Consider the following 23,516-nt stretch of genomic DNA (forward strand, 5'->3'; position numbering starts at 1 on the left):
TCAATAATATTGTTGAATATTATATTGGTAAATATAATGATCAAACTCCCTCACGCCAATTGATACGCATCAAATGAATGAAGCCCTGACCGAGTGCGAAGTCGCCGTCTTGCGCGAATCCGCCTCCCAGGCCTGCGCGCTGCTCAAGGCGCTGGCCAACGAAGACCGCTTGCTGCTGCTGTGCCAGCTGGTCCAGAACGAACGCAACGTGAGCGAACTCGAATCGCTGACCGGCATTCATCAGCCCACGCTGTCCCAGCAACTGGGCGTGCTGCGCGATGAAGGACTGGTCGCCACGCGGCGCGAGGGCAAGTACGTCTACTACCAGATGGCCAGTTTCGAAGTCAGCCAGGTCATGAAGACACTATCGAGTTTGTACTGCGGCCGCGCCATGGAGTCACTCAAGTGAGCCTGGACTGGTCCGCCTTCACTCCCTGGTCCGCGGGCGCGGGCGGTCTGCTCATCGGCGCCGCCGCCGTGCTGCTGATGGCCGGCGCGGGACGCATTGCGGGCATCAGCGGCATTCTGGGCGGTCTGTTGCAGGACGGGCGCGGCGGCATGTGGCGGCTGGCTTTTCTGCTGGGCCTGTTCGCTTCGCCCTGGCTGTACCGCCTGGGCAGCGCCTTGCCGCCCGTGGTGGTGGAGGCCAGCACCACGCGCCTGATCGTGGCGGGCTTGCTGGTCGGCATCGGCACGCGCTACGCCTCGGGCTGCACCAGCGGCCATGGCGTCTGCGGCGTGTCGCGCGCATCGCGCCGCTCGCTCACCGCCACGGCTTTGTTCATGGCCGCCGGCTTTGCCGTGGTCTACGCCACCCGTCATCTGGGAGTGCTCTGACATGGTTGCGCTGATCGCGTTCACATCAGGCCTGGTGTTCGGCCTGGGCCTCATCATCTCCGGCATGGCCAATCCGGCCAAGGTGCTGGGCTTCCTGGACCTTGCCGGCGCCTGGGATCCGTCGCTGGCTTTCGTGATGGGCGGCGCCGTGCTGGTGACCGCCGCGGGCTTCGCGCTCTTGCGCCGCCGCCGCGTCAGCCTGTCGGGCGAACCCATGCGTTGGCCGACGGCCACCCGCGTGGACTTGCGCCTGGCCGTCGGCAGCATGGCGTTTGGTGCGGGCTGGGGGCTGGCCGGTTTCTGCCCGGGACCGGCGCTGGTGGCCGCGGTGGCCGGCGTAACCGAGGCGTTGATTTTCGTGGCCGCCATGGTGGCAGGCATGGCGATATTTTCAGTCCTGGAAAAATTCAAAAGCCGGTAGACCGGCGAGGAGACAAGCATGCCGACAGCAGAGGCGCAGCGCGATTTCGATGTGGTGGTGGTGGGCGGCGGATCGGCGGGCATAGGCGTCACGGCCAGCCTGCTGCGCCGCCGTCCGGACTTGCGCATCGGCGTCATCGAGCCTAGCGACAAGCACTACTACCAGCCGGCCTGGACGCTGGTGGGCGGCGGCGCCTTCGACGTCGCCAAGACCGTGCGCCCAACCGGCGCCGTCATGCCCAAACGCGCCACCTGGCTGCAGGCCGCCGCCGCAGGCTTCGAGCCCGAAGCCAACCGCGTGCGGCTGGCGGACGGCAGCACCGTGAGCTACCAGCAATTGATCGTCTGCCCCGGCCTGCGCCTGGCGTGGGACAAGGTCGAGGGCCTGGCCGATACGCTGGGCAAGAACGGCGTCAGCTCCAACTACCGCTACGACCTGGCGCCCTATACCTGGGAACTGGTGCGCGGGCTGAAGGGCGGGCAGGCGCTGTTCACGCAGCCGGCCATGCCCATCAAATGCGCCGGCGCGCCGCAGAAAGCCATGTACCTGGCTTGCGACCACTGGAAGCGCACCGGCGTGCTGGACCGCATCGACGTGGAGTTCGACCTGGCGGGCGCGGCGCTGTTCGGCGTACCGACTTTCGTGCCGCCGCTGATGCGCTATGTGGAAAGCTACGGCATTGCGCTGGCCTTCAATTCGGCGCTGGTGGCGGTGGACGGCGCGGCGCGCAAGGCCTGGTTCGACCTCAAGAACGCCGACGGCGCGGTGACGCGGGTCGAGAAGTCTTTCGACATGCTGCATGCGGTGCCGCCGCAGGTTCCGCATGACTTCCTGAAGAACAGCCCGCTGGCGGACGCCGCCGGCTGGTGCGAAGTGGATCCGTCCACGCTGCTGCACGTGCGCCATGGCAACGTGTTCGGGCTGGGCGACGGCATTTGCACCAGCAATGCCAAGACCGCCGCGGCCGCGCGCAAGCAGATCGTGACGGTGGCCGAGAACCTGCTGGCGCTGCGCGAAGGCCACGCCATGCCGGTCAAGTACGACGGCTACGGCTCCTGCCCGCTGACAGTGGAGCGCGGCCGCATCGTGCTGGCCGAGTTCGGCTATGGCGGCAAGCTGTTGCCCACCTTCCCGCTGGATCCGACGGTGCCGCGCAAGAGCGCCTGGTTCCTCAAGGCGACCTTGCTGCCCTGGATCTACTGGAATGGCATGCTCAAGGGCCGTGAATGGCTGGCCCGCCCGCTGGGCAACTGAGCGCCGCCATGATCGATACGGTGTTGGCCGTCAGCGCGGCGCTGGGGGCGTGCGTGGGCCTGATACTCGGGCTGACCGGCGCCGGCGGCGCCATCATGGCGGTGCCGCTGCTGGTCTTCGGCCTGCACTTGCAGGTGTCGCAGGCCGCGCCCATCGCCTTGCTGGCAGTGGGCCTGTCCGCCGCGCTGGGCGCGGTGCTGGGCCTGCGCAAGGGGCAGGTCCGCTATCGCGCGGCGGGCTTCATGGCCGTCACCGGCATACTGGTTTCGCCGCTGGGTTTGTGGGCGGCGCGGCGCCTGCCCAACGCGCCGTTGGCCATCATCTTCGCCGGCGTGCTGGGCATGGTGGCGTGGCGCATGTGGAACCAGGGCGTCAGGCCCGCGGCAGCGGTCCAGGCCGCGCCGCGCACCCCGCCCTGCCAACTCAACGCCAGCACCGGCCGGTTGCGCTGGACCGCGCCCTGCGCGCGCGCCTTGACGGGCGCGGGCCTGGTCGCGGGCTTTCTGTCCGGATTGCTGGGCGTGGGCGGCGGCTTCGTCATCGTGCCCGCGCTGCGGCGCGCCACGGACCTGACCATGCAGGCCATCGTCGGCACCTCGCTGGCGGTGATCGCGCTGGTGTCCGCCAGCGGCGTCGTGGCCGCGGCAGCGGGCGGGCATCTGGATTGGCGCATCGCGGCGCCGTTCACGGCGGCTGCGGTGCTGGGCATGTTGGCCGGCCGCAAGGTGGCCGACCGCTTTCCGCCGCGGCGCCTGCAGCAAAGCTTTGCGCTGTTCGCGGGCGCGGTGGCCGTGGCGATGCTGGTCAAGGGCATGCTGGCGCTGCTGGCGGCCGCGTGAGGTCGCCAGCAGCGCCGTTTACTCGTAGGTCCGGATGTCGTCGATGACCTTGCCGTCGTTCGGCAGGCCGTCCGCGTCCACCCATTCCACGTCGCTGCGCAGCTTGGTCACATCGCGCACCGACTCCGCGATGCGTTTGCCCAGCTCTTCGCTGCGCACCCGGGACTCCACTTTGAGCACCATGCGGTCGGACCCCGTGCTGCCGCTGATCACCAGCCGCGCGCGCAGGATTTCGGGGTGGCGGCGCGCCACGTCGGCGACCTGCGACGGATGCACGAACATGCCGCGCACCTTGGTGGTCTGGTCCGCGCGTCCCATCCAGCCCTTGATGCGGGTATTGGTGCGGCCGCAAGGCGAGATGCCGGGCATGACGGCGGACAGGTCGCCGGTGCCGAAGCGCACCAGCGGATAGTCCGGGTTCAAGGTCGTGACCACGACCTCGCCGACTTCGCCATCAGGCACAGGTTCGCCGGTGCCGGGGCGCACGATTTCGACGATGATGTCCTCGCCCAGCACCAGGCCTTCGCGCGCCGGCGTTTCAAAGGCGACCATGCCCAGGTCGGCGCTGCCGTAGGCCTGGTAGCCGTCGATGCCGCGCGCGGCCAGCCAGTCGCGCAGGGATGGCGGAAAGGCTTCGCCGGACACCAGAGCGCGGCGCAGCGAGTCCAGCTTCACGCCCAGTTCGTCGGCCTTCTCCAGGATGATCTTGAGGAAGCTGGGCGTGCCGGTGTAGCCGGTGGGCGCCAGGTCCTGAATTGCGCGCACCTGCTGTTCGGTCTGTCCGGTGCCGCCCGGAAATACGGTGCAGCCCACGGCGTGCGCCGCGGTTTCCATCATGGAACCGGCGGGTGTGAAATGGTAGGAAAAGCAGTTGTAGGCCAGTTCGCCCGCGCGGAATCCCGCCGCGTGCAGGGCGCGGGCAAAGCGCCAGTAGTCGCCGCGCGCGCTCTCCGGTTCATAGATGGGGCCGGGCGACGCGAACACGCGCATTGCCTCGCCCCAGCCGATGGCGGAAAAGCCGCCGAAGGCTTTCTGCGGCCCGGCAGGCGCCGCCGCGTCATCGCGGCTGTGCTGCTGGCGCTCCAGCAGTTCGTGCTTGCGCAGCACCGGCAGGCTGGCCAGGGCCGCGCGCGACGTGATCGTGGCGGGGTCGATGCCGCGCAACTGCTCGGCGATGGCAGGCGCACGCGCAATGGCCCGGGCGATCGCAGCGGGCAGGGCGGCCATCAGCTCGCGCTCGCGTTGCTCGGGCGCTCTGGTTTCCAGAACATCGAAAAACTCGGACATGGGATCGCACCCTCTCGTATGCCAGGAATCACGCCAGCCAGCGCTTGCGCCGGCGGTAGAACTTGTTGTCGCGGAAACTCTTGCGTTCGCCGCTGGATATGCCCAGGTAGAACTCCTTCACGTCCTCGTTCTGGGCCAGGTCGGCGGCGGCGCCGTCCATCATCACGCGGCCGTTTTCAAGGATGTAGCCGTAGTCGGCATAGCGCAGCGCGATATTGGTGTTCTGCTCGGCCAGCAGGAAGCTGACGCGCTCGCGCTGGTTCAGGTCGCGCACGATCTCGAAGATCTCTTCGACGATCTGCGGCGCCAGGCCCATGGAGGGCTCGTCCAGCAAAATCATGTTGGGGTTGGCCATCAGCGCGCGGCCGATGGCGGTCATCTGCTGCTCGCCGCCCGAGGTGTAGCCGGACTGGCTGGTGCGGCGCTGCTTCAGGCGCGGGAAGTACTGGTAGACGCGCTCCAGCGCCGCCGCGGTGTCGCCGCGGCTCATGCTGCGCGTATAGGCGCCTGTCAGCAGGTTTTCCTCGATGGTCAGGTGGGCAAAGCAGTGCCGGCCTTCCATCACCTGCACCACGCCGCGCTTGACCAGCTCCGCCGGCGACAGCTTTTCGATACGCTGGTCGCGGTACTGGATATGGCCCTTGGTGACGTCGCCGCGCTCGCCCTTGAGCAGGTTCGAGATGGCGCGCAAGGTGGTGGTCTTGCCCGCGCCGTTGGCGCCGAGCAAGGCCACGATCTTGCCTTCCGGCACTTGCAGGGAAACACCCTTGAGCACCAGGATCACGTGGTTGTAGATCACCTCGATGCCGTTCACGTCGAGCAGCACCTTGGGGGTGTCTGCGGGTACTGCGGAAGTCGTTGCAGCGGTCATGGCTGTTCCTGCGGCTTGGTGGCCGCCGGCCCTGTCATCCAGGGCCCGCGGCCGGTTCACATCAGTTCTCGCAAGTGCGGGGCGTGATGTTCTTTTCCTTCGCGTACTTGGCGGCGCCTTCCTTCACCATGGGATCCAGGATGGTCTTGTCCGACTGATACCAATCGGAGACCACCTTGAACTTCGCGCCGTCCCACTGCACGATGCGAGCCCAGTCGTCGCCCTTGTGGTTGCTGCACGAGGTCTTGACCGGACGCATGATCTGGCCGAAGCCCAGCTTGTCCAGCTTTTCCTGCGTCAGGTTCAGGTTCTCGAAGCCCCAGCGCACCTGCTCGGGCGTCAGCGCCTTGCCCTTGCCGTACTTCTCCTGCGCGGTGCGGATCGCTTCCACCTGCAGCATCGAGATCATCATGCCGCGGGTATGGGCGATGGTGCCCAGCGTGGTCTTGCCGGTCTTGTCCGAGCCCTGGCCCTTGTCGTAGACGAACTTCTTCAGATCGTCGTAGACCTTGTCGTGCTCGGCGCCGCTGTTGTGGATGGTGATGGCGTTGTAGCCCTTGGCGACATCGCCCAGGTCCTTCACGTCGCCTTCAGAGCCGGCCCACCAGATCGCGTACATCTTGTCCCGCGGATAGCCGCTGGCCTGGGCTTCGCGGATGGCGGTCGGCGTCATGATGCCGGCGCTCCACAGCAGCACGTAGTTGGGACGCGCCTGGCGGATCTGCAGCCAGGTGGACTTCTGTTCCACGCCGGGGGCGGTCACGGGATAGAGCACCAGTTCGAAGCCTTCCTTGGCCGCGCGTTTCTGCAGCAGGGGGATTGGCTCCTTGCCATACGGCGAGTCGTGGTAGACCAGGGCGATCTTCTTGCCCTTGAGCTTGTCCATGCCGCCTTCTTTCTTGGCGATGTCCTGGATCATCACGTCGGCCGCGGTCCAGTAGGTGCCGAGCAGCGGGAAGTTCCACTCGAACACGCTGCCGTCGACCGACTGCGACAGGCCGTAGCCCATCGTTTCGACCGGCACCTTGTCGACCATGGCCTTGTCGCTGACGGCGAAGGTGATGCCGGTGGACTGCGTGTCGAAGCCCGATGCGCCGGTGCCCTTGCCCTTCAGGCGTTCGTAGCATTCCACGCCGCGGTCGGTGGCGTAGGCGGTTTCGCACTCTTCGTACGTGATCTTGACGCCGTTGACGCCGCCATCGCGTTCGTTGACCAGCTTCAGATAGTCCAGCTTGCCGTCGGCCCAGGGAATGCCCAGGGGTGCGAAGGACCCGGTGCGATACACCAGCAACGGAACGAACTGCTCTTCCGCCGCCATTGCCGGCGTGGCCACGGCGCCTGCGGCGCCGGCTGCGGCCATCAAAGCTGCCGCCAACTTCAGGTTAAGACGCTTCATCTCCATTTACCTCCTGCGTGGTGCTTGGGTCAGTAAACCCTGGGACACCGGGATTGGCCCGGTCTTGAGCCGGGTATTCAGGGCGGGTCCGGGGCGCTTGTGCCGCTCCGGACCGCGGAAATCAATGCGAAATCAGTGAGGGAAGGGCCAAATGCGCAGCTTCTCTTTGCCGATGCTCCACAGCCTTGCCAGCCCGTGCGGCTCGGCGATCAGGAAGAACACGATCAGCGCACCGAACACCATGTGTTCGATGTGCGCCGCCGTGTCCACCGACAGCGGAATGCCCAGCATGTGCGGAATATTGGACAGCGCCACCGGCACCAGCACGATGAAAGCCGCGCCGAAGAAGCTGCCGATGATCGAACCCAGTCCGCCGATGATGACCATGAACAGAAGTTGGAACGAACGCGTCAGGTCGAACGCCAGCGGCTCCCAGGAACCCAGGTGGATGTAGCCCCACAAGGCCCCGGCCACGCCGACGATGAACGAGCTGACCGCGAAGGCCGTGAGCTTGGCGTACATGGGGCGGATGCCGATGACGGAGGCCGCCACGTCCATGTCGCGGATCGCCATCCACTGCCGGCCGATGGCGCCGCGCACCAGGTTCTTGGCCAGCAGGCTGAACACCACCACCAGGATCAACACGAACAGGTACTTCTCCAGCGCGCTCTGCACCGGCAGGCCGAAGGCGGTCAGCGGCGGCACCGAGACGTTGCCGGACGACGAGTAGTTGGTGAAGAAGGGGATGCGCAGGAACGCCCAATCCACGAAGAACTGCGCGGCCAGCGTCGCCACCGCCAGGTACAGGCCGCGGATGCGCAGGCTGGGTATGCCGAAGATCACGCCCACAATGGTGGCGAAGAAGCCGCCCAGCAGGATCTGGATGACCAGCGGCATGCCGGGAAAGCGCACGCCGAAGTTCCAGGCCGCGTAGGCGCCCACCGCCATGAAGGCGCCGGTGCCCAGCGAGATCTGGCCGCAATAGCCCACCAGGATGTTCAGGCCCACGGCGGCCAGCGCCAGGATCAGGAACGGAATCAGGATGGCGCGCAGCAGGTAGTCGCTGGCCATCGCCGGGATGGCGACGAACGCCACCGCCAGCAGCAGCCAGATGAAGATGCGGTCCTGGCGGATCGGGAAGATCTGCTGGTCAGCGCGATAGCTGGTCTTGAATTGGCCGTTTTCGCGATAGAACATGTTTTTATCCTAGAGGGCCTGTGGGCTCAGACACGGTCGATGATCTTCTCGCCGAACAGCCCTTGCGGACGGAACAGCAGGAACACCAGCGCCAGCACATAGGCGAACCAGATTTCGATACCGCCGCCTACCAGCGACCCCAGATAGACCTCGGACAGCTTTTCGCCCACGCCGATGATCAGGCCGCCCAGGATGGCGCCCGGCACCGAGGTCAGCCCGCCCAGAATCACCACCGGCAGCGCCCGCAGCGCCGCGGTGGACAGCGTGAACTGCACGCCGAACTTCGAGCCCCAGATGATCCCGGCCACCAGTGCCACCAGCCCCGCCACGCTCCAGACGATCACCCAGATGCGGTTCAGCGGAATGCCGATGGACTGCGCGGCCTGGTGGTCGTCGGCCACCGCGCGCAGGGCGCGGCCGGTCGAGGTGTACTGGAAGAACAGCGCCAGCGCGGCCACCAGCAGGGCAGCGATCACCGCCGCCGTCAGGTCTTCCAGGTTGATCAACAAGCCGCCCTCGAAGACCGAATCCAGGATCATCAGCGGATCCTTGGGCATGCCCACGTTGATGGAATACACCGAACTGCCGAAGGTGATCTGGCCCAGGCCATCCAGGAAGTAGCTGATGCCCAGCGTCGCCATCAGCAGGGTGGTGGCTTCCTGGTTGACCAGGTGGCGCAGCACGAAGCGTTCGATGGCGACCGCCAGCAGGAACATCACGATGGCGCTGACGATGAAGGCCAGCACGTTGGCCAGGATCATGTTGTCAAAGCCGAACCAGCGCGGCAGCCACTCCGAGAAGCGCGCCATGGACAGCGCGGCGACCAGCACCATCGCGCCCTGCGCAAAGTTGAAGACGCCGGATGCCTTGAAGATCAGCACGAAGCCCAGGCCGATCAGCGCATACAGCATGCCGCTCATCAGGCCGCCGAATAAGGTCTCTAGAAAAAATCCCATGTCTGTCCGCCTTAGTGCGACACGCCGAGGTAGGCGCGGATCACGTCTTCGTTTGCGCGGACCTCGTCCGGCTTGCCGTCGCCGATCTTCTTGCCGTAGTCCAGCACCACGACGCGATCCGAGATGTCCATCACCACGCCCATGTCGTGCTCGATCAGCACGATGGTGGTGCCGAACTCGTCGTTTACGTCCAGGATGAAGCGGCTCATGTCCTGCTTCTCTTCGATGTTCATGCCGGCCATCGGCTCGTCCAGCAACAGCAGGCGCGGTTCCATCGCCAGCGCGCGGCCCAGGTCCACGCGCTTTTGCAGGCCATAGGGCAGGCGGCCGACGGGCGTCTTGCGGTAGGCCTGGATTTCCAGGAAGTCGACGATGTTCTCGACGAACTCGCGGTGCTTGATCTCTTCGCGCTCGGCCGGGCCCAGGCGGAAGGCCTGCGCCAGCAGCCCGCACTTCATGCGCAGATTGCGGCCGGTCATGATGTTGTCCAACACGCTCATGCCCTTGAACAGCGCCAGGTTCTGGAAGGTGCGGGCGATGCCCATTTCGGCGGCGCGGCGCGGATTCATGCGCGAGAAGCGCTCTCCGCGGAACTCGATGCCGCCCTGCTGCGGCGTGTAGACGCCGTTGATGACGTTGAGCATCGAGCTCTTGCCGGCGCCGTTGGGGCCGATGATGGCGCGGATCTCGTGTTCGCGCACATTGAAGGAAATGTCCGTCAGCGCCTTCACGCCGCCGAAGGACAGCGAGATATTCTGCATGTCCAGCATGACGTCGCCGATGCGCTGGTCGCGGTCGTTGTTGCTCATGATCTCTACGCGGCCTTGGCGGTGATGGCGGGGAAGGTCTTGACCGGGCGGATCTTCAAGTCCGCCGAAATCTTGCCGGTGCGTCCGTCTTCGAATTTCACTTCGGTCTCGATGAACTGCGACTGCTTGCCGCCGAACAGCGCGTCGATCAGCACGCCGTACTTCTGCGCGATGAAGGCGCGGCGCACCTTGCGCGTGCGGGTCAGCTCGTCGTCGTCCGGATCCAGTTCCTTGTGCAGGATGAGGAAGCGGCTGATCTGCGAGGCCGACAGCTTGGGGTCGGTGGCCAGGTCGGCGTTCACCTGCTCCACGCATTCCGCGATCAGCTGGTAGACCTCGTCCTTGGACGCCAGGTCGGTGTAGCCGGCATAGGGCATGCCGCGGCGTTCGGCCCAGTTGCCCACGGCTTCCAGGTCGATGTTGATGAAGGCGCACACGTCTTCGCGGTTGGCGCCGAAGGCCACCGCTTCCTTGATGTGCTGGAAGAACTTGAGCTTGTTCTCGATGTACTTGGGCGCGAACAGGCTGCCGTTGGCGAGTTTGCCCACGTCCTTGGCGCGGTCGATGATCTTCAGTTGGCCGTCGGTGTCCAGATAGCCTGCGTCGCCCGTGTGAAACCAGCCGTCGGCGCTGCGCGCTTCGGCGGTCGCTTCGGGGTTCCGGTAGTACTCCTTGAACAGGCCCGGGCTCTTGACCAGGATCTCGCCGTTGTCGGCCACGCGGATTTCCACGCCGTCGACGGGCGGGCCGACGGTGTCGTCACGTACCTGGCCATCGGGCTGCACGCAGACGAAGACCGAGGTTTCGGTGGAGCCGTAGAGCTGCTTGAGGTTGATGCCGATGGAGCGGTAGAACACGAACAGGTCGGGGCCGATGGCCTCGCCCGCGGTGTAGGCCACGCGCACCCGGCTCATGCCCAGCGCGTTGCGCAGCGGGCCATAGATCATCACGTTGCCCAGCGCGTAGCGCAGGCGGTCCCAGGCGCTGACCTGTTCGCCATCCAGGATCCGGGTACCCACGCGGCGCGCAAGCTTCATGCAGGCCGCGAACAGCTTGCGCTTGATCAGCCCCGCGTCTTCCATGCGGATCATCACATGCGTCAACAGGCCTTCCAGCACGCGCGGCGGCGCGAAGTAGTAGGTCGGCCCGATGTCGCGCATGTCGATCGATACAGTATCGGGCGATTCGGGATGGTTCACCGTAAAGCCCGTGACCAGCAACTGCGTGTACGAGAACATGTTCTGGCCGATCCAGGCGGGCGGCAGGTAGGCCAGCACGTCTTCCTGGTCGGTCAGCTTTTCCATCTCGGACACGGCGCGCGCGCGGTCGATCAGCGCATGGTGCGTGAGCACCACGCCTTTGGGCTTGCCGGTGGTGCCAGAGGTATAGAACATGGCGGCCGGATCTTGCGGCTGCACGGTGGCTACCGCCTGCTCGAAGAAATCAGGATGCTGCGTGGCGTATTCGCGGCCCAGTTCTTCCAGCTGTTCATACGAGCGCAGCATGGGGTCGGAGTAGTGGCGCAGGCCGCGCGGATCGTCGTACACCACGTGCTTGAGCGCGGGGCATTGCTCGAGGACCTCCAGCATCTTGTCGACCTGTTCCTGGTCTTCGACGATGGCGACGCTGATCTCGGCGTCCTGCAGCACGTAGACCATTTCCTGGGCGACGGCGTCCTGGTAGAGCGGCACGGGGATCGCGCCCAGCGACTGCGCGGCCATCATGGCCATGTACAGGCGCGGGCGGTTCTCGCCGATGACCGCCACATGCATGCCGGGCTTGATGCCCAGTGCGGCCAAGCCATGCGCGACGTGCCGGACATGCTCCGCCACTTCGGACCACGTAAGGGTTTGCCAGATCCCCAGATCTTTTTCGCGTATGGCGGGCCGCGACCCGCGAACGCTGGCATGCGTGAACAGCAGCGCCGGAAAGGTATCCAGCGCAGCCGGCATCCGTGCAGATGCGGGCGGTGTATGTGCCACGATGTCTCCTCCGGTTTGGGCGCATCGGGCCAGGAGTCCGCGAGAGCGGCGGTGGCGATGAAGCGCTTGACCAGTTGGTTTTAGATTTACGGCAGGAGTTAAGGTATAAGGTTGGGTTGCTACCAACTGTCACCATCGCGACATTCAAGGAACTTTTAGGGTATTCCCGATGCAGCTAGCCGACTCCCTGCAACTCGCCGCCGCCTGGTTTCGCGTGCTCAGCCGCGATCAGCAAGAACGCGTCGAGCGGGACCTGACCGTGCAGCAGGTGGTTGCCGGGTCGATCATAGAGCGCAAAGGTGAACTCGCACAGGCTTGGATAGGCGTGCTGGCGGGACTGGTCAAGGTTTCGGTGGGCAACGCCGAAGGCAAGGTGGCTTCGCTGACCGGCGTGCCGGCCGGCGGCTGGATAGGCGAAGGCTCGCTGCTCAAGCGCGAGATCCGCAAGTACGACATCGTTGCGCTGCGGGATTCGGTGGTGGCGCGCCTGCCGGCCGCCACCTTCGACTGGCTGCTGGACAGCAGCATTCCGTTCAACCGCTATCTGCTCCACCAATTGAACGAACGCGTGGCGCAGTTCATCGGCAAGGCGGAGTACGACCGCCTGCTGGATCCGGACGCGCGCGTGGCCCGCTGCCTGGCCGAGCTCTTCAACCCTTTGCTGTACCCCGGCATGGGGATGCGCCTGGCGATTACGCAGGAAGAGGTAGGCTATCTGGCCCGGGTGTCGCGCCAGCGCGCCAACCAGGCGCTGCGCAAGCTGGAAGAGGCCGGCCTGTTGAATGTGGAGTACGGCGCGGTCCGGGTGCTGGACCTGGACGGCCTGAAGCAATACGGGTCGGATCGTGCGGCGGTCGAAGGAGAACCGGCCTAGTGCACAGGCCGTACGAAAAAAAAGCTTGACGATAAATAGCGCGCTATTTAATATTGCGCAATGAAATCACGATCCAAACCCAAGGCGGCATTCAATCCGCTGCTGCTGGACAGCCAGTTGTGTTTCGCCCTGTATTCGACCTCGCTGGCGATGAACAAGGTGTACCGCAAGCTGTTGCGCGGGCTGGACCTGACTTATCCGCAGTACCTGGTGATGCTGGTGCTGTGGGAGGGCGACGAGATCACGGTGACGGATATCGGCGAGCGCCTGTTCCTGGATTCCGCGACCTTGACGCCGCTGCTCAAGCGGCTGGAAGCGGCGGGCCTGGTGACGCGCCAGCGCGCGGTCGAAGACGAGCGCCAGGTGATCGTCGGCCTGACGCGCCAGGGCCGCGAGTTGCGCGCTCAGGCCGAGGCGGTGCCGCATTCCATCGCGGACGCCGCGCAGTGTTCGTTGGAAGAGGCGCAAGGTATGATGAAAACGCTGCATGCGCTGCGGCAGAAGCTGACCGCAAGTCTTTGAAGTGGCGGGCAATGCCCGCCATCGTCAAATTTAATAAATAGTGCGCTATTTAATAGTGCACTATTTAATTAGTAAGGGCGATGACGGGATGTTCCCGCCGGGCCTGGCAGTCCAACCTCCATTTCCATAAAAGGAAACGCATCATGTCTATCGAAAAAGTGCTCTATCGCGCTCATGCGCACGTTACCGGCGGCCGTGAAGGCACGGGAGCCACGGACGACGGCAACCTGAACGTCAAACTGACGACCCCGAAGGAACTGGGCGGCGCGGGCGCGGCCGGCACCAATCCGGAACAGCTGTTTGCAGTGGGCTACTCGGCATGCTTCATGGGCGCCATGAAATTCGTCGCCGGCCGCGACAAGATCGCCATGCCGTCGAATGCGACGATCGACGGCGCTGTTGGCATCGGTCCTATTCCTACGGGGTTCGGGATCGAAGTCGAATTGAAGATTTCGTTGCCGGGGATGGAGCGGGCCGAGGCTGAGAAGCTGGTGGCTGCGGCGCATATCGTTTGCCCTTATTCGAATGCTACGCGTGGGAATATTGACGTGACGTTGACGATTATCTGACCGTTGCTTGATGTTCTAGTGGCGGGCGGCCTTGTTTGTAGGCCGCCCGTCGTCGCGTGCGGCGTGGCGGCTCGCGCCCACGATCGCGGTCCGGAGCGTTCGCTCCGGACTTCCCCGTTGTCATCCTCGTCCAGGCCTTCGGCCTTCCCTTCGGATTCCCTCGGGCGCATCGAGGTTGCGAGCCGCCACGCCGCACGCAACGACGGGCTACGTACGTCTTGGGTCGCCGCGCTGCTAGAGCTGCGGTCAGTGCCGAGTCTTGATCTGCCGGTCCTTTACGGCCGCGCGGGCGGCCGTAAAGGACATACGCAATTTTTTAGATTTCGATGGTAGTCGCTGGCGCGAATGCAGGCAGCTGCTTTCTGATGGCATCGCCGTCCTGGGGGTGGGGCGGTGATGGGCGGCGCGCGATGGGCAGTGGCTTGCGCATGCAGAGTGTCTCGCGCGCGCTGCCCATCCGGCATCGGAGTTGAATTGCAGATGCTGGGCTGAGCAAACGTGATACCGCAGCCACTGCGCGCAGCGCCATCAGCCGACGCAAGACACCGCGTAAGCCCCAAAAGGCCGCCTGCGCGGCCGGCCTGGGGCGGGCCCCGCAAGACACGCCACCACACCCCAATGCGGAAAAAAACGCCAAGCACACAGACCGCCCCAGCGTCCGTAAAGATTCAAGCAGCACAGCCTGCCGCGTCGGGGACTCGCGTAGGGCGGGGCGTCGATAAGCCCGAGGGAATCCGAAGGCAGTCGCCGGAGGCGACAACGAGGATGACGAAGGGGAAGTCCGGAGCGAACGCTCCGGACCGCAATCGTTGCCCCGCCCTACGCGAGTCCCCGACGTGGCAGGCGTCTCAAGAACTCAACACTGAAGCCCTCAATGCGATCCACCCAAATAAGCCGCAACAACAGCCGGATCATGCTTCAACTTATCCGCGCTCCCATGCACAGAAATCCGCCCGTTCTCCAACACATACCCATAATCCGCCACATTCAATGCAGCAGCAGCAAACTGCTCCACCAACAGCATCGTCACGCCTTCATCCTTGAGCCGCGCGATGATCCGGAACACCTCTTCCACCAGGATCGGCGCCAGCCCCATTGAAGGCTCGTCCAGCAGCACCAGTTCCGGATTCAGCATCACCGCGCGCGCCATGGCCAGCATCTGCTGCTCGCCGCCAGACAGCGTGCCCGCCAGCTGATCGCGCCGCTCCTTCAAGCGCGGAAACAGGTCCATGGCGCGGCCCAGGTCGGACTGCACGTCGCCCTTCGGACGGCTGCCCGTCAGGCGCGGAAAAGCGCCCAACAGCAGGTTGTCGGTGACCGACAGCGTCGGGAACACCCGCCGCCCTTCGGGCGAGTGCGCCAGGCCCAGCCGCGCGATGCGGTGGGACTCCAGGCCGTCGATGCGCTTGCCGCTCAGCGTGACCTCGCCCGCGGTGGGGCGGATCATGCCGGACAGCGCCCGCATCGTGGTGGTCTTGCCGGCGCCGTTCGAGCCGATCAGCGTCACCACCTTGGCCTTCGGCACTTCCATGCTGATGCCATGCAGCACCTTCACCTTGCCGTAGCCCGCTTCCAGATTCTTGATCGATAGCATCTTGTTGTCCCCTTGGCGTCAGGCGGGCGCGCCGCCCAGATACGCCTCGATGACCTTGGCGTTGCTTTGCACTTCGTTGGGCAGGCCCTCGGCGATCTTCTGGCCGAAGTCCAGCACCGACACGGTGTCGCAGACTCCCATCACCACGTCCATGTGGTGTTCGATGAGGATCAGCGTGATGCCGTGGTCGCGCACCTTGCGGATGATGGCCAGCAGTTCGACGATGTCGGGCGCGGTCAGGCCGGCCGCGGGTTCATCCAGCAGCAGCAGTTGCGGGTCCAGCGCCAGGGCGCGGGCGATTTCCAGCAGGCGCTGCTTGCCGTAGGGCAGGTTGCGCGCTTCCTCGCTGGCCAGCGATTCCAGGCCCACGAATTCCAGCAGCGCCATGGCGCGGGCGCGGGCGCCCTGTTCCTCTCCCTTCCATTTGGACGTGCGCAGCGCGATGCCGGCCAGGCCCGTGGTGAAGGTGTGATGCAGGCCGACCAGCACGTTCTCCAGCGCCGTCATTTCGCCGAACAGCTGCACGTTCTGGAAGGTGCGCGCGATGCCGGTCTCGGCGATGTCGGCCGGGGTCATGCCGACCAGTGACTTGCCCGAGAATTCCACCGCGCCGGCGGTCGGCACGTAGATGCCCGTCAGCACGTTCATCATGGTGCTCTTGCCGGAGCCGTTGGGTCCGATCAGGCCATGGATGGTGCCGCGCTTGACGGTCAGGTCGACCTGATTCAGCGCCTTCAGGCCGCCGAACTGCATCAGCACGCCCTTGGCCGCCAGTAGCGTGTCGCCCTTGCCCTTGGCCGCATCGGGCACGGCTTCCTGCTCTTTCACCAGGTCCGATTTGACCGAGAGCGCGGCGCGGCGGTTGGAGAAGAACAGGTTGCGCACGAAGCCCACGATGCCGTCGGGCAGGTAGTAGACGACGAACAGGATCATGGCGCCGAAGATCGTCAGGCGCCAGTCGGTCACCACCTCCAGCCAGAACGAGAAGACCGCCAGCAGGATGGTGCCGGCAACCGGCACGACGACGCGGCGTGGTTCGGTGCGGCCCTTGGAGATAGCGATCACGCTGCCGACAGTGACCAGGACCGCCACGCCCAGCGCGATCAGGCGGAAGGTCGAGATGTCGTCCAGCATCTTGGGCAGCAGCACGATGATGGAAGCGCCCAGCAGCGCGCCCGTGCGGCTCTTGCGGCCGCCCATGATGATGGCCAGCAGGAACAGGATGGTCAGTTCGAAGTTATAGGTATTGGGCGAGATGTACTGTTCCGAATACGAGTACAGCGCGCCGGCCAGGCCGGCGAAGCCGGCGCTGATGACGAAGGCGAACACCTTGTGCCGGTAGACCGACACGCCCATGCAGTCGGACGCGATCGGGCTGTCGCGCAGGGCCTCGAACGAGCGGCCGAGGTGCGATTTGAGGATACGGTGCACCACGATCAGCGACAGCACCAGCAATGCGGCGACCAGCCAGAAGTACTCGCTCTTGTTCAGCACGTGCCCGGCGATGGACGGCTTGGGGATCTTGATGCCCAAGGGCCCTTCGGTCATGAAGGTCATCTCGTTGATCAGGATCTGGATGATGGTGCCGAAGGCCAGCGTCACCATGGCCAGGTATGGCCCCGTGACCCGCAGCGCCGGCAGCGCCAGCACCGCGCCGAAGGCCGCCGCGATCAGGATGGCGGCGGGCAGGATGACCCAGATCGGCATCTGCAGGTGGAAGAACAGCACGCCGGCGACATACGAGCCGATGCCGAACAAGCCGGCGTGGCCCAGCGAGACCTGGCCGGTATAGCCCACCACGATATCGAGCCCGAACAGCAGGATCGAATAGATCATGATGGTTTCGATCAGGTGCAGATAGTACGTGTTGGTCACGCCCAGCGGCACGGCGGCCAGGCAGGCCACCGCCACGATGGATAGCAGGAGGTGCAAGGGTTTCATCGCTTACACCTTCTTGATCGCGGTCTTGCCGAACAGGCCGGCGGGCTTGAAGGTCAGTACGAGCAGCAGCAACACCAATCCCGGCACGTCTTTGTACCCCGTCGAAAGATAGAAACCGGTGGTCGTTTCGGCGATCCCCAGGATCAGCCCGCCCACCACCACGCCCATTCCGCTGGACAGGCCGCCGATGATGGCGACGGCGAAGGCCTTCAGGCCCAGCACTGCGCCCATGGTGGCGCCGGTCAGGGTCAGCGGTGCGACCAGCACGCCGGCGAACGCCGCCGTCAGCGAAGACAGCGCGTAGGAAAACGTGATCACCATGCCCGTGTTGATGCCCATCAGGCCGGCGGCGTCGCGGTCGTTGGAGGTGGCGACGAAGGCCTTGCCGTAGATGGACTTGCGGTTGAAGACTTCCACCAGCAGCATCATCGCCAGTGCGCCGAACACCACCAGCAATTCCATGGGCAGCACATTGGCGCCCAGTACCTGGATCGGCGCTTCCGGCAGCGGCGAGGGGAAGCGCAGGTCGTCGCGGCCCCAGATGTTCTCGGCCACGTTCTTGAAGATGATGCCCAGCGCGATGGTGGCCATGATCCAGCCGAACTCCGAGCGGGTCTTGATGGCGGGCCTGACGCCCACGCGCTCGACCAGCGCGCCTTGCGCGAATCCGAAGATGCAGACGATGGGTATCATCACCCAGTAGTTCACGCCCAGGCCGACCAGCGTCAGGCCGACCAGTGCGCCCAGCATCAGGGCTTCGCCCTGGCCGAAGTTCAGGGTGCCCGACGTGGCGAACGTGAGCTGGTATCCGAACGCGATGACGGCATAGATCATGCCCAGCGCGATACCGCTATAGATGAGCTGTAGAAGAATCATGGTGTGTGTCGTGTAGCGCTGTGGTTCCGTCCCAACCCCCTTGGGCAGAACGCGGTTTTCAGGCGGCGGCAGACCCGCGCCCTGGCAGGCAGGGCGCGGATGGCGGCGGCCGGGCAGCCGCCGCCGGATGTGCTGCGGGACCTTAGTTGGCCTTGATCACGCGGCCGCCCTTGACCTCGCCGATGACCACTTCCTTGACGGTGATCGCGTCGTGGTTGTCTGCGCTGAAGGGCTTGTTGTAGGTCATCACCACGCCCTCGACAGGCGTCTGCAGGTTTTCGAGGGCCTCGCGGACCTTCGGGCCTTCGGTGGAGTTGGCCTGCTTGAAGGCCGCGGCCAGCAGATAGATGGAGTCATAGCCCTGGGCGGCCGACACCGGCGAGTCGATGCGGTTGTTCTTGGGCTTGAACTTGGTCAGGTAGGCGTCGATGAAGGCCTTGCGCTTGGGCGTGTCCGGGTCCTGGATGAAGGTCTGCGGCATGCGCGCGCCTTCGCCGTTGGTACCGGAGTTGTCGATGTAGTTGGCCATGGACAGGGTCCAGCTGCCGATGATCGGCACCTTCCAGCCCAGCTTGGTCATGCCGTTGGCGACCTGCGCCAGTTCGGGGCCGATGCCGTAGGTCAGCACGGCTTCGGCGCCGGCGGCCTTGGCCTTCAGCAGCTGGGCCGTCATGTCGACGTCCTTGATGTTGAACTTCTCGACGGCCACGGGCTTGATGCCCTTGGCGTCCAGGGCCTTTTCCAGGTCCTCGCGGCCGAGCTGGCCGTAGTTGGTGGAGTCGGCCAGGATCGCCACCTTCTTGAAGCCGCGGCGGGTCACCGCTTCTTCCACGATCATCGGGGCCTGGATGCTGTCGTGCGCCGCGTTGCGGAACACGTAATTGTTCGGGTATTCCGGCGCCTTGAACTGGTGCGTGATGACGCTGCCCGTGGCCACGTTGTTGAACACCGGGATCTTGGCGTCCTGGTAGAAGCGCTGGGAGGCCAGCGCCACGCCGGTATTGATGTAGCCGACGGTGGCTGCCACTTGCTCTTTATTGATCAGTTCTTGCGCGATCTGCACGCCGCGCTCGTTCTTGGCCTCGTCGTCGCGTTCGACGGCGATCAGCTGGCGTCCCATGACGCCGCCGTTCTTGTTGATTTCTTCAATCGCCAGGCGCACGCCGTCGCGCATGCTGACGCCCATGGACGACGAACCACCGGTGTAGGGGCCGGCCACGCCGATCTTGATGGGGTCGGCGGCGTGGGCCGCGGCCGTTGCGGCAAATGCAAGGGTTCCTGCGAGCAGCTTCAAACGAAAATCCATTGATGTCTCCGTTGTAATTGGTAGAACTGCGTGGAAAACCGTGTGCCGGCGCCAGGCGGCGGAAATCAGTTGCTGCGGCGCTCTCCTGTGTGGCGTGTCGTGACTGTCTGCCTAATCACTTACGCGAAACTGACCCGACGGGGTTTTTCCGCGTAAATACCTAGTACGGACGCACGAGGGTTCCTGTCATGCGCTGCGGCGCTGCCTGGGGTGTGGAAGGGGGAAGTAGGCTGCGTGCCGTGGCGGGCATGGACGGGACATTGCATTGGCCGCATCCTAGCCAGCGCGGCGACGGGCTGCGCGGAATTTCGTTCCGCCCCTGCCTGGAAATTTATTCCTGACGGGCTGGCAGGCCGCGTGGCCATTGGGAGACCTGTTTGCACACGCCTTCCAGCCATAGGGAAAACGCTTGGACCGCCTTGCCCGGCGGCCGCGCGGTTTCGGTGCACAGGTAATACTGGGCTTCGCCGGGGATTTCGATGTCCAGGACGCGCACCAGCTTGCCTTCGTCCAGCCATTCCGCGGCCAGCGCGCGCCGCGTGAGCGCAAGGCCTTGGCCGGCGCGCGCCGCCGCCAGCATGATGCCCAGGTCCACCAGCCACACGCCGCGCGCGGGTTCGGGCCAGTCCAGTCCGGCGGCGGCCAGCCACGGCCGCCAAGGCTCCATCGGACAGCGCAGCAGTTGCGCCCGCGCCAGGTCCGCGGGCCGCTCGAAGGGGCCATGCTGGTCGCGGTAGCCTGGCGCGCAGACCGCGAATACCGGATCCGCCGTCAGCTGGCGCGCGTTCAGGCCGGGGTACTTGCCGCTGCCGAAGCGCACCCAGACGTCGGCATTGGGCGGCATGATGTCCAGGTAGGGGATGGACAGCATGATTTCCAGTTCCACCTCGGGATGGGCCGCGGTGAAGCCGGGCAGGGCGGGGATCAGCACCTGGCGGGCGAAGGTGGGAGTGGAGACGACCCGCAGGGGTTCGAGCTTCGGTTCGCCGCGCTTATGCAGCGACGCGTCCGACAGTAGATCCAGCGCGGTGCGCACCTGGTCCAGGTACTCGCGCCCGGCAGAGCTCAGCGTCGCGCCGCGGCTGCTGCGGATGAAAAGGGTGACGTCCAGCATGGCCTCGAGCGCGGCAATGCGCTTGCCGATGGCGCTGGCGGTGACGAAGAGTTCCTCGCTGGCGCGCTCGAAGGAGCCCAGGCGGGCGGCCGCTTCGAAGGCCTGAATGGCTGCCAGGGGCGGCAGGCGCACATCTTTGGAGGGGGAGGGACCGCGCATGATCGTCTGGCGGGCCGGTGTTGCGCCCGACGAAAGAATGGCAACCGGCAGATTATAAGGACGGCGGCGTCAGTCCCTCGCCGTAGCGCCTGAGCACCTGGGAGATTTCCACGCGGTAGCCGTCGAGCCAACGCGATTGCGCGGCCTTGGCCTGCTGGTGCGCCGGGTGCCGGATCAATTGCTCCAGCGCCTCCAGCGATTCCCAGTAGTAGACGTTGGAGATCAGGCCGCGCGCGGCATCTTCCCAGCTCTCTTCGCCCAGGTAGCCCGGAATGGCTCGGGCGGCGGCGGCGATGGCCTGGTCCAGGCGATGGAAATCATCGTCGAATTGCTTCGTGGCGAAGATGAAGGTGGAGCTGTACATGGTGGGACTCCGGGCGTGGCTGGGGGCGCAAGCAAATCGGCCGCCGGGAGGTCCGGGCGGCCGTTCGGGCGAACTGCGGGAGGCGTAGCTTAAACGCCTTGGGAGGCCCTTACACGCCCTTGAGCGCCAGGCTGACCGCCAGCGCGGCCATGACCACCGCGATAAGTCCGTCCAGCACGCGCCAAGCCGAGGCGCTGGCGAAGAACGGGGCGAACAGGCGCGAGCCGATGCCGAGCACGGCGAGCCACAGCAGGCTGGCGGTGAAGGCGCCGGCGGCGAAGGCCATGCGCGCGTCCTCGAAGCCGTGCGCCAGCGAGCCGACCACCACCATGTCCAGCCAGAAGTGCGGATTCAGCAGCGAAAAGCCCAGCGCGCCCAGGATGGCGGCGCGGCGCGACGGCACCACGTCGCGGGCGGCGGCCAGTCCGCCCGTGGCGGTCCAGGCGCGGCGCGCCGACTGCAGCGCGTACCACGACAGGAAGGCCACGCCGAACCACAGCACGGCGGTCGTCAGCCAAGGGAACCAGGAGGTCAGGGCCTGCAGGCCGGAGACGCTGGCGAAGATGAAGATAGCATCGATCAGCGCGCAAATGGCGACCACGCTCACGAGGTGCGCGCGCATCAGGCCCTGGCGCAGGATGAACGCGCTTTGCGCGCCCACGACCGCGAACAGGCCCAGCCCGGTGGCCGTGCCGCTGGCCCAGGCAGTGAAGAAAAGGGGGGATGACAACGTGGCGAACATGACCTGCACCTGTGCTGCTACGCCTGTGGCGGCGTTTGGATGACAACGCCGGACGCGCGTGGCGCTCCGGTAACAAGGCCATTTTCGCTTGCGGCGGATATGAAATAAAGCTAATTTTCCTTCACTATCTTAAGCAAAACTAATCTTATGAAAATCGATCACGGCAACCTGCGCGCCCTGGCAGCGGTAGTGCGGGAAGGCAGCTTCGAGCGGGCGGCGCTGTCGTTGAGCGTCACCCCGTCGGCAGTGTCGCAACGGATCAAGGCCCTGGAGGACCGCATGGGCCGGCTGTTGGTCCAGCGCACCGTGCCGGCGGTGGCCACGGCGGACGGCCAGGTGCTGGTGCGGCTGGCCGAGCAGACGGCGCTGCTGGAGCACGACGCGCTCGACCGCCTGGGCGTGGCGGACGACGATGTGCCCTATGCCAGCATTCCGGTCGCGGTCAATCACGACAGCCTGGAGACCTGGTTCGTCGACGCGGCCGTGCAGTTCGCGGCGCGCACCCGGGCTACGCTGGACATGCAGTCCGAAGACCAGGACCACACGGCGACGCTGCTGCGCAATGGCTCGGTGCTGGGCGCCGTGACCGCCCTGGCCGAGCCGGTCCAGGGCTGCCGCATCCATGCGCTGGGCAGCATGCGTTATGTCGCGACCTGCACGCCCGAATTTCACAAGCGCTACTTCTCGCAGGGCGTCAACGCCCAGACGCTGGCGCAGGCGCCGGTGCTGGTGTTCAACCGCAAGGACGCGCTGCAGGCCCGCTTCGCGCACAAGATCGCGGATCCCGCGCCCTGGCAACCGCCGGTCTGGTGGGTGCCTTCCACCCGCGCGTTCGTGCAGGCCACGCTGGGCGGCCTGGGCTGGACCATGAATCCGCTGCCGCTGGTGCAGGAACACCTTGATGCAGGTCAGCTGATGCTGCTTCGGGGCCGCGCCTGGGAGGACGTGCCGCTGTATTGGCAGCATTGGCGGGTAAACTCCGAAGCGATGGAAGCCCTGACGGATTCGGTCCTGTCAGCTGCCCGCAGCCTGGTCAGGCGGCGTTAACCCCCTAGGAGAACAACCCATGAACATCCGCAAGTTCGCTGTCATCGCCGCCCTGGGCCTGTGCACGGCCGGCTCGGCTTGGGCTAAGGACTACAAGGTTGGCCAGATCGAGGTCGACGACCTCTGGGTGCGCGCGTCCGCGCCCGGCCAGTCCAATGGCGCGGGGTATATGGACATCGACAACGACGCCAAGGCTGCTGACCGCCTGCTGTCGGTGTCGTCGGACGCGGCGGAGCGCGTCGAACTGCACACGGTGCAGACCGAGAACGGCGTCTCGAAGATGCGTCAGGTGGAAGGCGGCATCGCGCTGCCGGCCGATACCGAGGTCAAGCTCAGCCCGGGCGGCTACCACGTCATGTTCATCAAGCTGAAGGCCCCGTTCGCCGAAGGCGGCACGGTCCCGGCCACGCTGAAGTTCGAAAAAGCCGGCGAAGTCGCCGTGCACTTCAAGGTCAAGCCGGCCTCGCACAATCCCGGCATGGACCACGGCAGCATGAACCACGGCACGATGAAGCACTAAGCGCCAGGCGCTGCCCGCACCTGAAAAACTAAGCCGGCC

Annotated in this window: 24 protein-coding genes; 10 read left to right on the forward strand and 14 right to left on the reverse strand. The window is 65.4% G+C overall.

Annotated elements, in window-relative coordinates; genetic code table 11:
• Nucleotides 1-73: 73 nt before the first annotated feature.
• Genes IPU70_RS20325 through IPU70_RS20345 form a run of 5 tightly spaced genes read left to right on the forward strand, consistent with a single transcriptional unit; the run spans nucleotide 74 to nucleotide 3,351 of the window.
• Entirely contained in the window at nucleotides 74-409 is a 336-nt protein-coding gene (locus tag IPU70_RS20325) for a helix-turn-helix transcriptional regulator (RefSeq protein WP_013396782.1), read from the forward strand.
• Nucleotides 406-837, forward strand: coding sequence for a YeeE/YedE family protein (locus tag IPU70_RS20330; protein ID WP_207469779.1), 432 nt, complete (start codon nucleotides 406-408; stop codon nucleotides 835-837). Before IPU70_RS20325 ends, IPU70_RS20330 begins: the two co-directional genes overlap by 4 nt.
• Before the next feature lies 1 nt (nucleotide 838).
• The gene (locus IPU70_RS20335; RefSeq protein ID WP_207469781.1) at nucleotides 839-1,258 is read left to right on the forward strand and encodes a YeeE/YedE family protein; all 420 of its coding nucleotides are present in this window, start codon (nucleotides 839-841) and stop codon (nucleotides 1,256-1,258) included.
• Nucleotides 1,259-1,276: 18 nt separating this feature from the next.
• A complete protein-coding gene (locus tag IPU70_RS20340) occupies nucleotides 1,277-2,512 on the forward strand; it encodes an FAD/NAD(P)-binding oxidoreductase (RefSeq protein WP_207469783.1) in 1,236 nt (411 codons plus the stop codon).
• Nucleotides 2,513-2,520: 8 nt separating this feature from the next.
• Complete coding sequence (locus tag IPU70_RS20345; protein ID WP_207469997.1) at nucleotides 2,521-3,351, forward strand: sulfite exporter TauE/SafE family protein; 831 nt, start codon at nucleotides 2,521-2,523, stop codon at nucleotides 3,349-3,351.
• An 18-nt stretch (nucleotides 3,352-3,369) separates the two neighbouring features.
• Here IPU70_RS20345 and IPU70_RS20350 read toward each other — a convergent pair whose 3' ends face one another.
• From IPU70_RS20350 to IPU70_RS20380, 7 genes are all read right to left on the reverse strand, one after another.
• Nucleotides 3,370-4,638 carry a phenylacetate--CoA ligase family protein gene (locus IPU70_RS20350; protein ID WP_207469785.1) on the reverse strand — a complete coding sequence of 423 codons (1,269 nt, stop codon included), beginning with the start codon at nucleotides 4,636-4,638 and terminating at the stop codon, nucleotides 3,370-3,372.
• A 28-nt stretch (nucleotides 4,639-4,666) separates the two neighbouring features.
• Nucleotides 4,667-5,509, reverse strand: coding sequence for an ABC transporter ATP-binding protein (locus IPU70_RS20355; RefSeq protein ID WP_207469786.1), 843 nt, complete (start codon nucleotides 5,507-5,509; stop codon nucleotides 4,667-4,669).
• Nucleotides 5,510-5,570: 61 nt separating this feature from the next.
• On the reverse strand, nucleotides 5,571-6,911 hold the full coding sequence (locus IPU70_RS20360) for an ABC transporter substrate-binding protein (protein ID WP_207469787.1): 1,341 nt from the start codon (nucleotides 6,909-6,911) through the stop codon (nucleotides 5,571-5,573).
• Between the two features lie 126 nt (nucleotides 6,912-7,037).
• On the reverse strand, nucleotides 7,038-8,102 hold the full coding sequence (locus IPU70_RS20365) for a branched-chain amino acid ABC transporter permease (RefSeq protein ID WP_207469788.1): 1,065 nt from the start codon (nucleotides 8,100-8,102) through the stop codon (nucleotides 7,038-7,040).
• 26 nt (nucleotides 8,103-8,128) lie between these two features.
• Entirely contained in the window at nucleotides 8,129-9,058 is a 930-nt protein-coding gene (locus IPU70_RS20370; RefSeq protein ID WP_013396773.1) for a branched-chain amino acid ABC transporter permease, read from the reverse strand.
• Between the two features lie 11 nt (nucleotides 9,059-9,069).
• Entirely contained in the window at nucleotides 9,070-9,867 is a 798-nt protein-coding gene (locus IPU70_RS20375) for an ABC transporter ATP-binding protein (protein ID WP_054456930.1), read from the reverse strand.
• Nucleotides 9,868-9,872: 5 nt separating this feature from the next.
• Entirely contained in the window at nucleotides 9,873-11,849 is a 1,977-nt protein-coding gene (locus tag IPU70_RS20380) for an AMP-binding protein (RefSeq protein WP_207469789.1), read from the reverse strand.
• Between the two features lie 169 nt (nucleotides 11,850-12,018).
• Between IPU70_RS20380 and IPU70_RS20385 the strand changes: the two genes are divergently transcribed.
• The 3 genes from IPU70_RS20385 (at nucleotide 12,019) to IPU70_RS20395 (ending at nucleotide 13,814) form a co-directional block, all read left to right on the forward strand.
• Nucleotides 12,019-12,723: a Crp/Fnr family transcriptional regulator gene (locus IPU70_RS20385; RefSeq protein ID WP_013396770.1), complete on the forward strand. Its 705-nt coding sequence runs from the start codon at nucleotides 12,019-12,021 to the stop codon at nucleotides 12,721-12,723.
• Nucleotides 12,724-12,783: 60 nt separating this feature from the next.
• Nucleotides 12,784-13,245 carry a MarR family winged helix-turn-helix transcriptional regulator gene (locus IPU70_RS20390; RefSeq protein WP_013396769.1) on the forward strand — a complete coding sequence of 154 codons (462 nt, stop codon included), beginning with the start codon at nucleotides 12,784-12,786 and terminating at the stop codon, nucleotides 13,243-13,245.
• Nucleotides 13,246-13,388: 143 nt separating this feature from the next.
• Nucleotides 13,389-13,814 (forward strand): organic hydroperoxide resistance protein, encoded by a 426-nt coding sequence (locus IPU70_RS20395; protein WP_207469790.1) that lies wholly within the window; start codon nucleotides 13,389-13,391, stop codon nucleotides 13,812-13,814.
• Nucleotides 13,815-14,685: 871 nt separating this feature from the next.
• Here IPU70_RS20395 and IPU70_RS20400 read toward each other — a convergent pair.
• The 7 genes from IPU70_RS20400 to IPU70_RS20430 form a co-directional block, all read right to left on the reverse strand.
• Nucleotides 14,686-15,408 (reverse strand): ABC transporter ATP-binding protein, encoded by a 723-nt coding sequence (locus IPU70_RS20400; RefSeq protein WP_013396767.1) that lies wholly within the window; start codon nucleotides 15,406-15,408, stop codon nucleotides 14,686-14,688.
• A gap of 18 nt (nucleotides 15,409-15,426) precedes the next feature.
• On the reverse strand, nucleotides 15,427-17,349 hold the full coding sequence (locus IPU70_RS20405; RefSeq protein WP_207469792.1) for an ATP-binding cassette domain-containing protein: 1,923 nt from the start codon (nucleotides 17,347-17,349) through the stop codon (nucleotides 15,427-15,429).
• Nucleotides 17,350-17,352: 3 nt separating this feature from the next.
• The gene (locus IPU70_RS20410) at nucleotides 17,353-18,225 is read right to left on the reverse strand and encodes a branched-chain amino acid ABC transporter permease (RefSeq protein ID WP_054456919.1); all 873 of its coding nucleotides are present in this window, start codon (nucleotides 18,223-18,225) and stop codon (nucleotides 17,353-17,355) included.
• A 142-nt stretch (nucleotides 18,226-18,367) separates the two neighbouring features.
• Nucleotides 18,368-19,531, reverse strand: a complete 1,164-nt coding sequence (locus IPU70_RS20415) for an ABC transporter substrate-binding protein (RefSeq protein WP_207469793.1) — start codon at nucleotides 19,529-19,531, stop codon at nucleotides 18,368-18,370.
• Nucleotides 19,532-19,862: 331 nt separating this feature from the next.
• The gene (locus tag IPU70_RS20420) at nucleotides 19,863-20,804 is read right to left on the reverse strand and encodes a LysR substrate-binding domain-containing protein (protein WP_013396763.1); all 942 of its coding nucleotides are present in this window, start codon (nucleotides 20,802-20,804) and stop codon (nucleotides 19,863-19,865) included.
• A gap of 52 nt (nucleotides 20,805-20,856) precedes the next feature.
• Nucleotides 20,857-21,168: an antibiotic biosynthesis monooxygenase gene (locus IPU70_RS20425; protein WP_207469794.1), complete on the reverse strand. Its 312-nt coding sequence runs from the start codon at nucleotides 21,166-21,168 to the stop codon at nucleotides 20,857-20,859.
• Between the two features lie 109 nt (nucleotides 21,169-21,277).
• On the reverse strand, nucleotides 21,278-21,910 hold the full coding sequence (locus IPU70_RS20430) for a LysE/ArgO family amino acid transporter (RefSeq protein ID WP_207469804.1): 633 nt from the start codon (nucleotides 21,908-21,910) through the stop codon (nucleotides 21,278-21,280).
• A 147-nt stretch (nucleotides 21,911-22,057) separates the two neighbouring features.
• On the opposite strand from IPU70_RS20430, the gene IPU70_RS20435 reads away from it, so the two are divergent.
• Nucleotides 22,058-22,957 carry a LysR family transcriptional regulator ArgP gene (locus tag IPU70_RS20435; RefSeq protein WP_013396760.1) on the forward strand — a complete coding sequence of 300 codons (900 nt, stop codon included), beginning with the start codon at nucleotides 22,058-22,060 and terminating at the stop codon, nucleotides 22,955-22,957.
• A gap of 19 nt (nucleotides 22,958-22,976) precedes the next feature.
• Nucleotides 22,977-23,477: a copper chaperone PCu(A)C gene (locus tag IPU70_RS20440; RefSeq protein ID WP_207469806.1), complete on the forward strand. Its 501-nt coding sequence runs from the start codon at nucleotides 22,977-22,979 to the stop codon at nucleotides 23,475-23,477.
• The last annotated feature ends 39 nt before the right edge of the window (nucleotides 23,478-23,516 follow it).

The sequence above is a fragment of the Achromobacter sp. SD115 genome, from assembly GCF_017355315.1.
In the GTDB taxonomy this organism is placed as follows: domain Bacteria; phylum Pseudomonadota; class Gammaproteobacteria; order Burkholderiales; family Burkholderiaceae_B; genus Achromobacter; species Achromobacter xylosoxidans_B.

What these genes read in the sequence shown, in the direction of transcription:
- IPU70_RS20365 (WP_207469788.1), bottom strand. Translation starts at nt 8,102, where the DNA reads ATGTTCTATCGCGAAAACGGCCAATTCAAGACCAGCTATCGCGCTGAC.
- IPU70_RS20390 (WP_013396769.1), top strand. Translation starts at nt 12,784, where the DNA reads ATGAAATCACGATCCAAACCCAAGGCGGCATTCAATCCGCTGCTGCTG.
- IPU70_RS20375 (WP_054456930.1), bottom strand. Translation starts at nt 9,867, where the DNA reads ATGAGCAACAACGACCGCGACCAGCGCATCGGCGACGTCATGCTGGAC.
- IPU70_RS20340 (WP_207469783.1), top strand. Translation starts at nt 1,277, where the DNA reads ATGCCGACAGCAGAGGCGCAGCGCGATTTCGATGTGGTGGTGGTGGGC.
- IPU70_RS20335 (WP_207469781.1), top strand. Translation starts at nt 839, where the DNA reads ATGGTTGCGCTGATCGCGTTCACATCAGGCCTGGTGTTCGGCCTGGGC.
- IPU70_RS20350 (WP_207469785.1), bottom strand. Translation starts at nt 4,638, where the DNA reads ATGTCCGAGTTTTTCGATGTTCTGGAAACCAGAGCGCCCGAGCAACGC.
- IPU70_RS20325 (WP_013396782.1), top strand. Translation starts at nt 74, where the DNA reads ATGAATGAAGCCCTGACCGAGTGCGAAGTCGCCGTCTTGCGCGAATCC.
- IPU70_RS20345 (WP_207469997.1), top strand. Translation starts at nt 2,521, where the DNA reads ATGATCGATACGGTGTTGGCCGTCAGCGCGGCGCTGGGGGCGTGCGTG.
- IPU70_RS20420 (WP_013396763.1), bottom strand. Translation starts at nt 20,804, where the DNA reads ATGCGCGGTCCCTCCCCCTCCAAAGATGTGCGCCTGCCGCCCCTGGCA.
- IPU70_RS20400 (WP_013396767.1), bottom strand. Translation starts at nt 15,408, where the DNA reads ATGCTATCGATCAAGAATCTGGAAGCGGGCTACGGCAAGGTGAAGGTG.
- IPU70_RS20430 (WP_207469804.1), bottom strand. Translation starts at nt 21,910, where the DNA reads ATGTTCGCCACGTTGTCATCCCCCCTTTTCTTCACTGCCTGGGCCAGC.
- IPU70_RS20395 (WP_207469790.1), top strand. Translation starts at nt 13,389, where the DNA reads ATGTCTATCGAAAAAGTGCTCTATCGCGCTCATGCGCACGTTACCGGC.
- IPU70_RS20440 (WP_207469806.1), top strand. Translation starts at nt 22,977, where the DNA reads ATGAACATCCGCAAGTTCGCTGTCATCGCCGCCCTGGGCCTGTGCACG.
- IPU70_RS20355 (WP_207469786.1), bottom strand. Translation starts at nt 5,509, where the DNA reads ATGACCGCTGCAACGACTTCCGCAGTACCCGCAGACACCCCCAAGGTG.
- IPU70_RS20360 (WP_207469787.1), bottom strand. Translation starts at nt 6,911, where the DNA reads ATGGAGATGAAGCGTCTTAACCTGAAGTTGGCGGCAGCTTTGATGGCC.
- IPU70_RS20410 (WP_054456919.1), bottom strand. Translation starts at nt 18,225, where the DNA reads ATGATTCTTCTACAGCTCATCTATAGCGGTATCGCGCTGGGCATGATC.
- IPU70_RS20370 (WP_013396773.1), bottom strand. Translation starts at nt 9,058, where the DNA reads ATGGGATTTTTTCTAGAGACCTTATTCGGCGGCCTGATGAGCGGCATG.
- IPU70_RS20435 (WP_013396760.1), top strand. Translation starts at nt 22,058, where the DNA reads ATGAAAATCGATCACGGCAACCTGCGCGCCCTGGCAGCGGTAGTGCGG.
- IPU70_RS20405 (WP_207469792.1), bottom strand. Translation starts at nt 17,349, where the DNA reads ATGAAACCCTTGCACCTCCTGCTATCCATCGTGGCGGTGGCCTGCCTG.
- IPU70_RS20385 (WP_013396770.1), top strand. Translation starts at nt 12,019, where the DNA reads ATGCAGCTAGCCGACTCCCTGCAACTCGCCGCCGCCTGGTTTCGCGTG.
- IPU70_RS20425 (WP_207469794.1), bottom strand. Translation starts at nt 21,168, where the DNA reads ATGTACAGCTCCACCTTCATCTTCGCCACGAAGCAATTCGACGATGAT.
- IPU70_RS20415 (WP_207469793.1), bottom strand. Translation starts at nt 19,531, where the DNA reads ATGGATTTTCGTTTGAAGCTGCTCGCAGGAACCCTTGCATTTGCCGCA.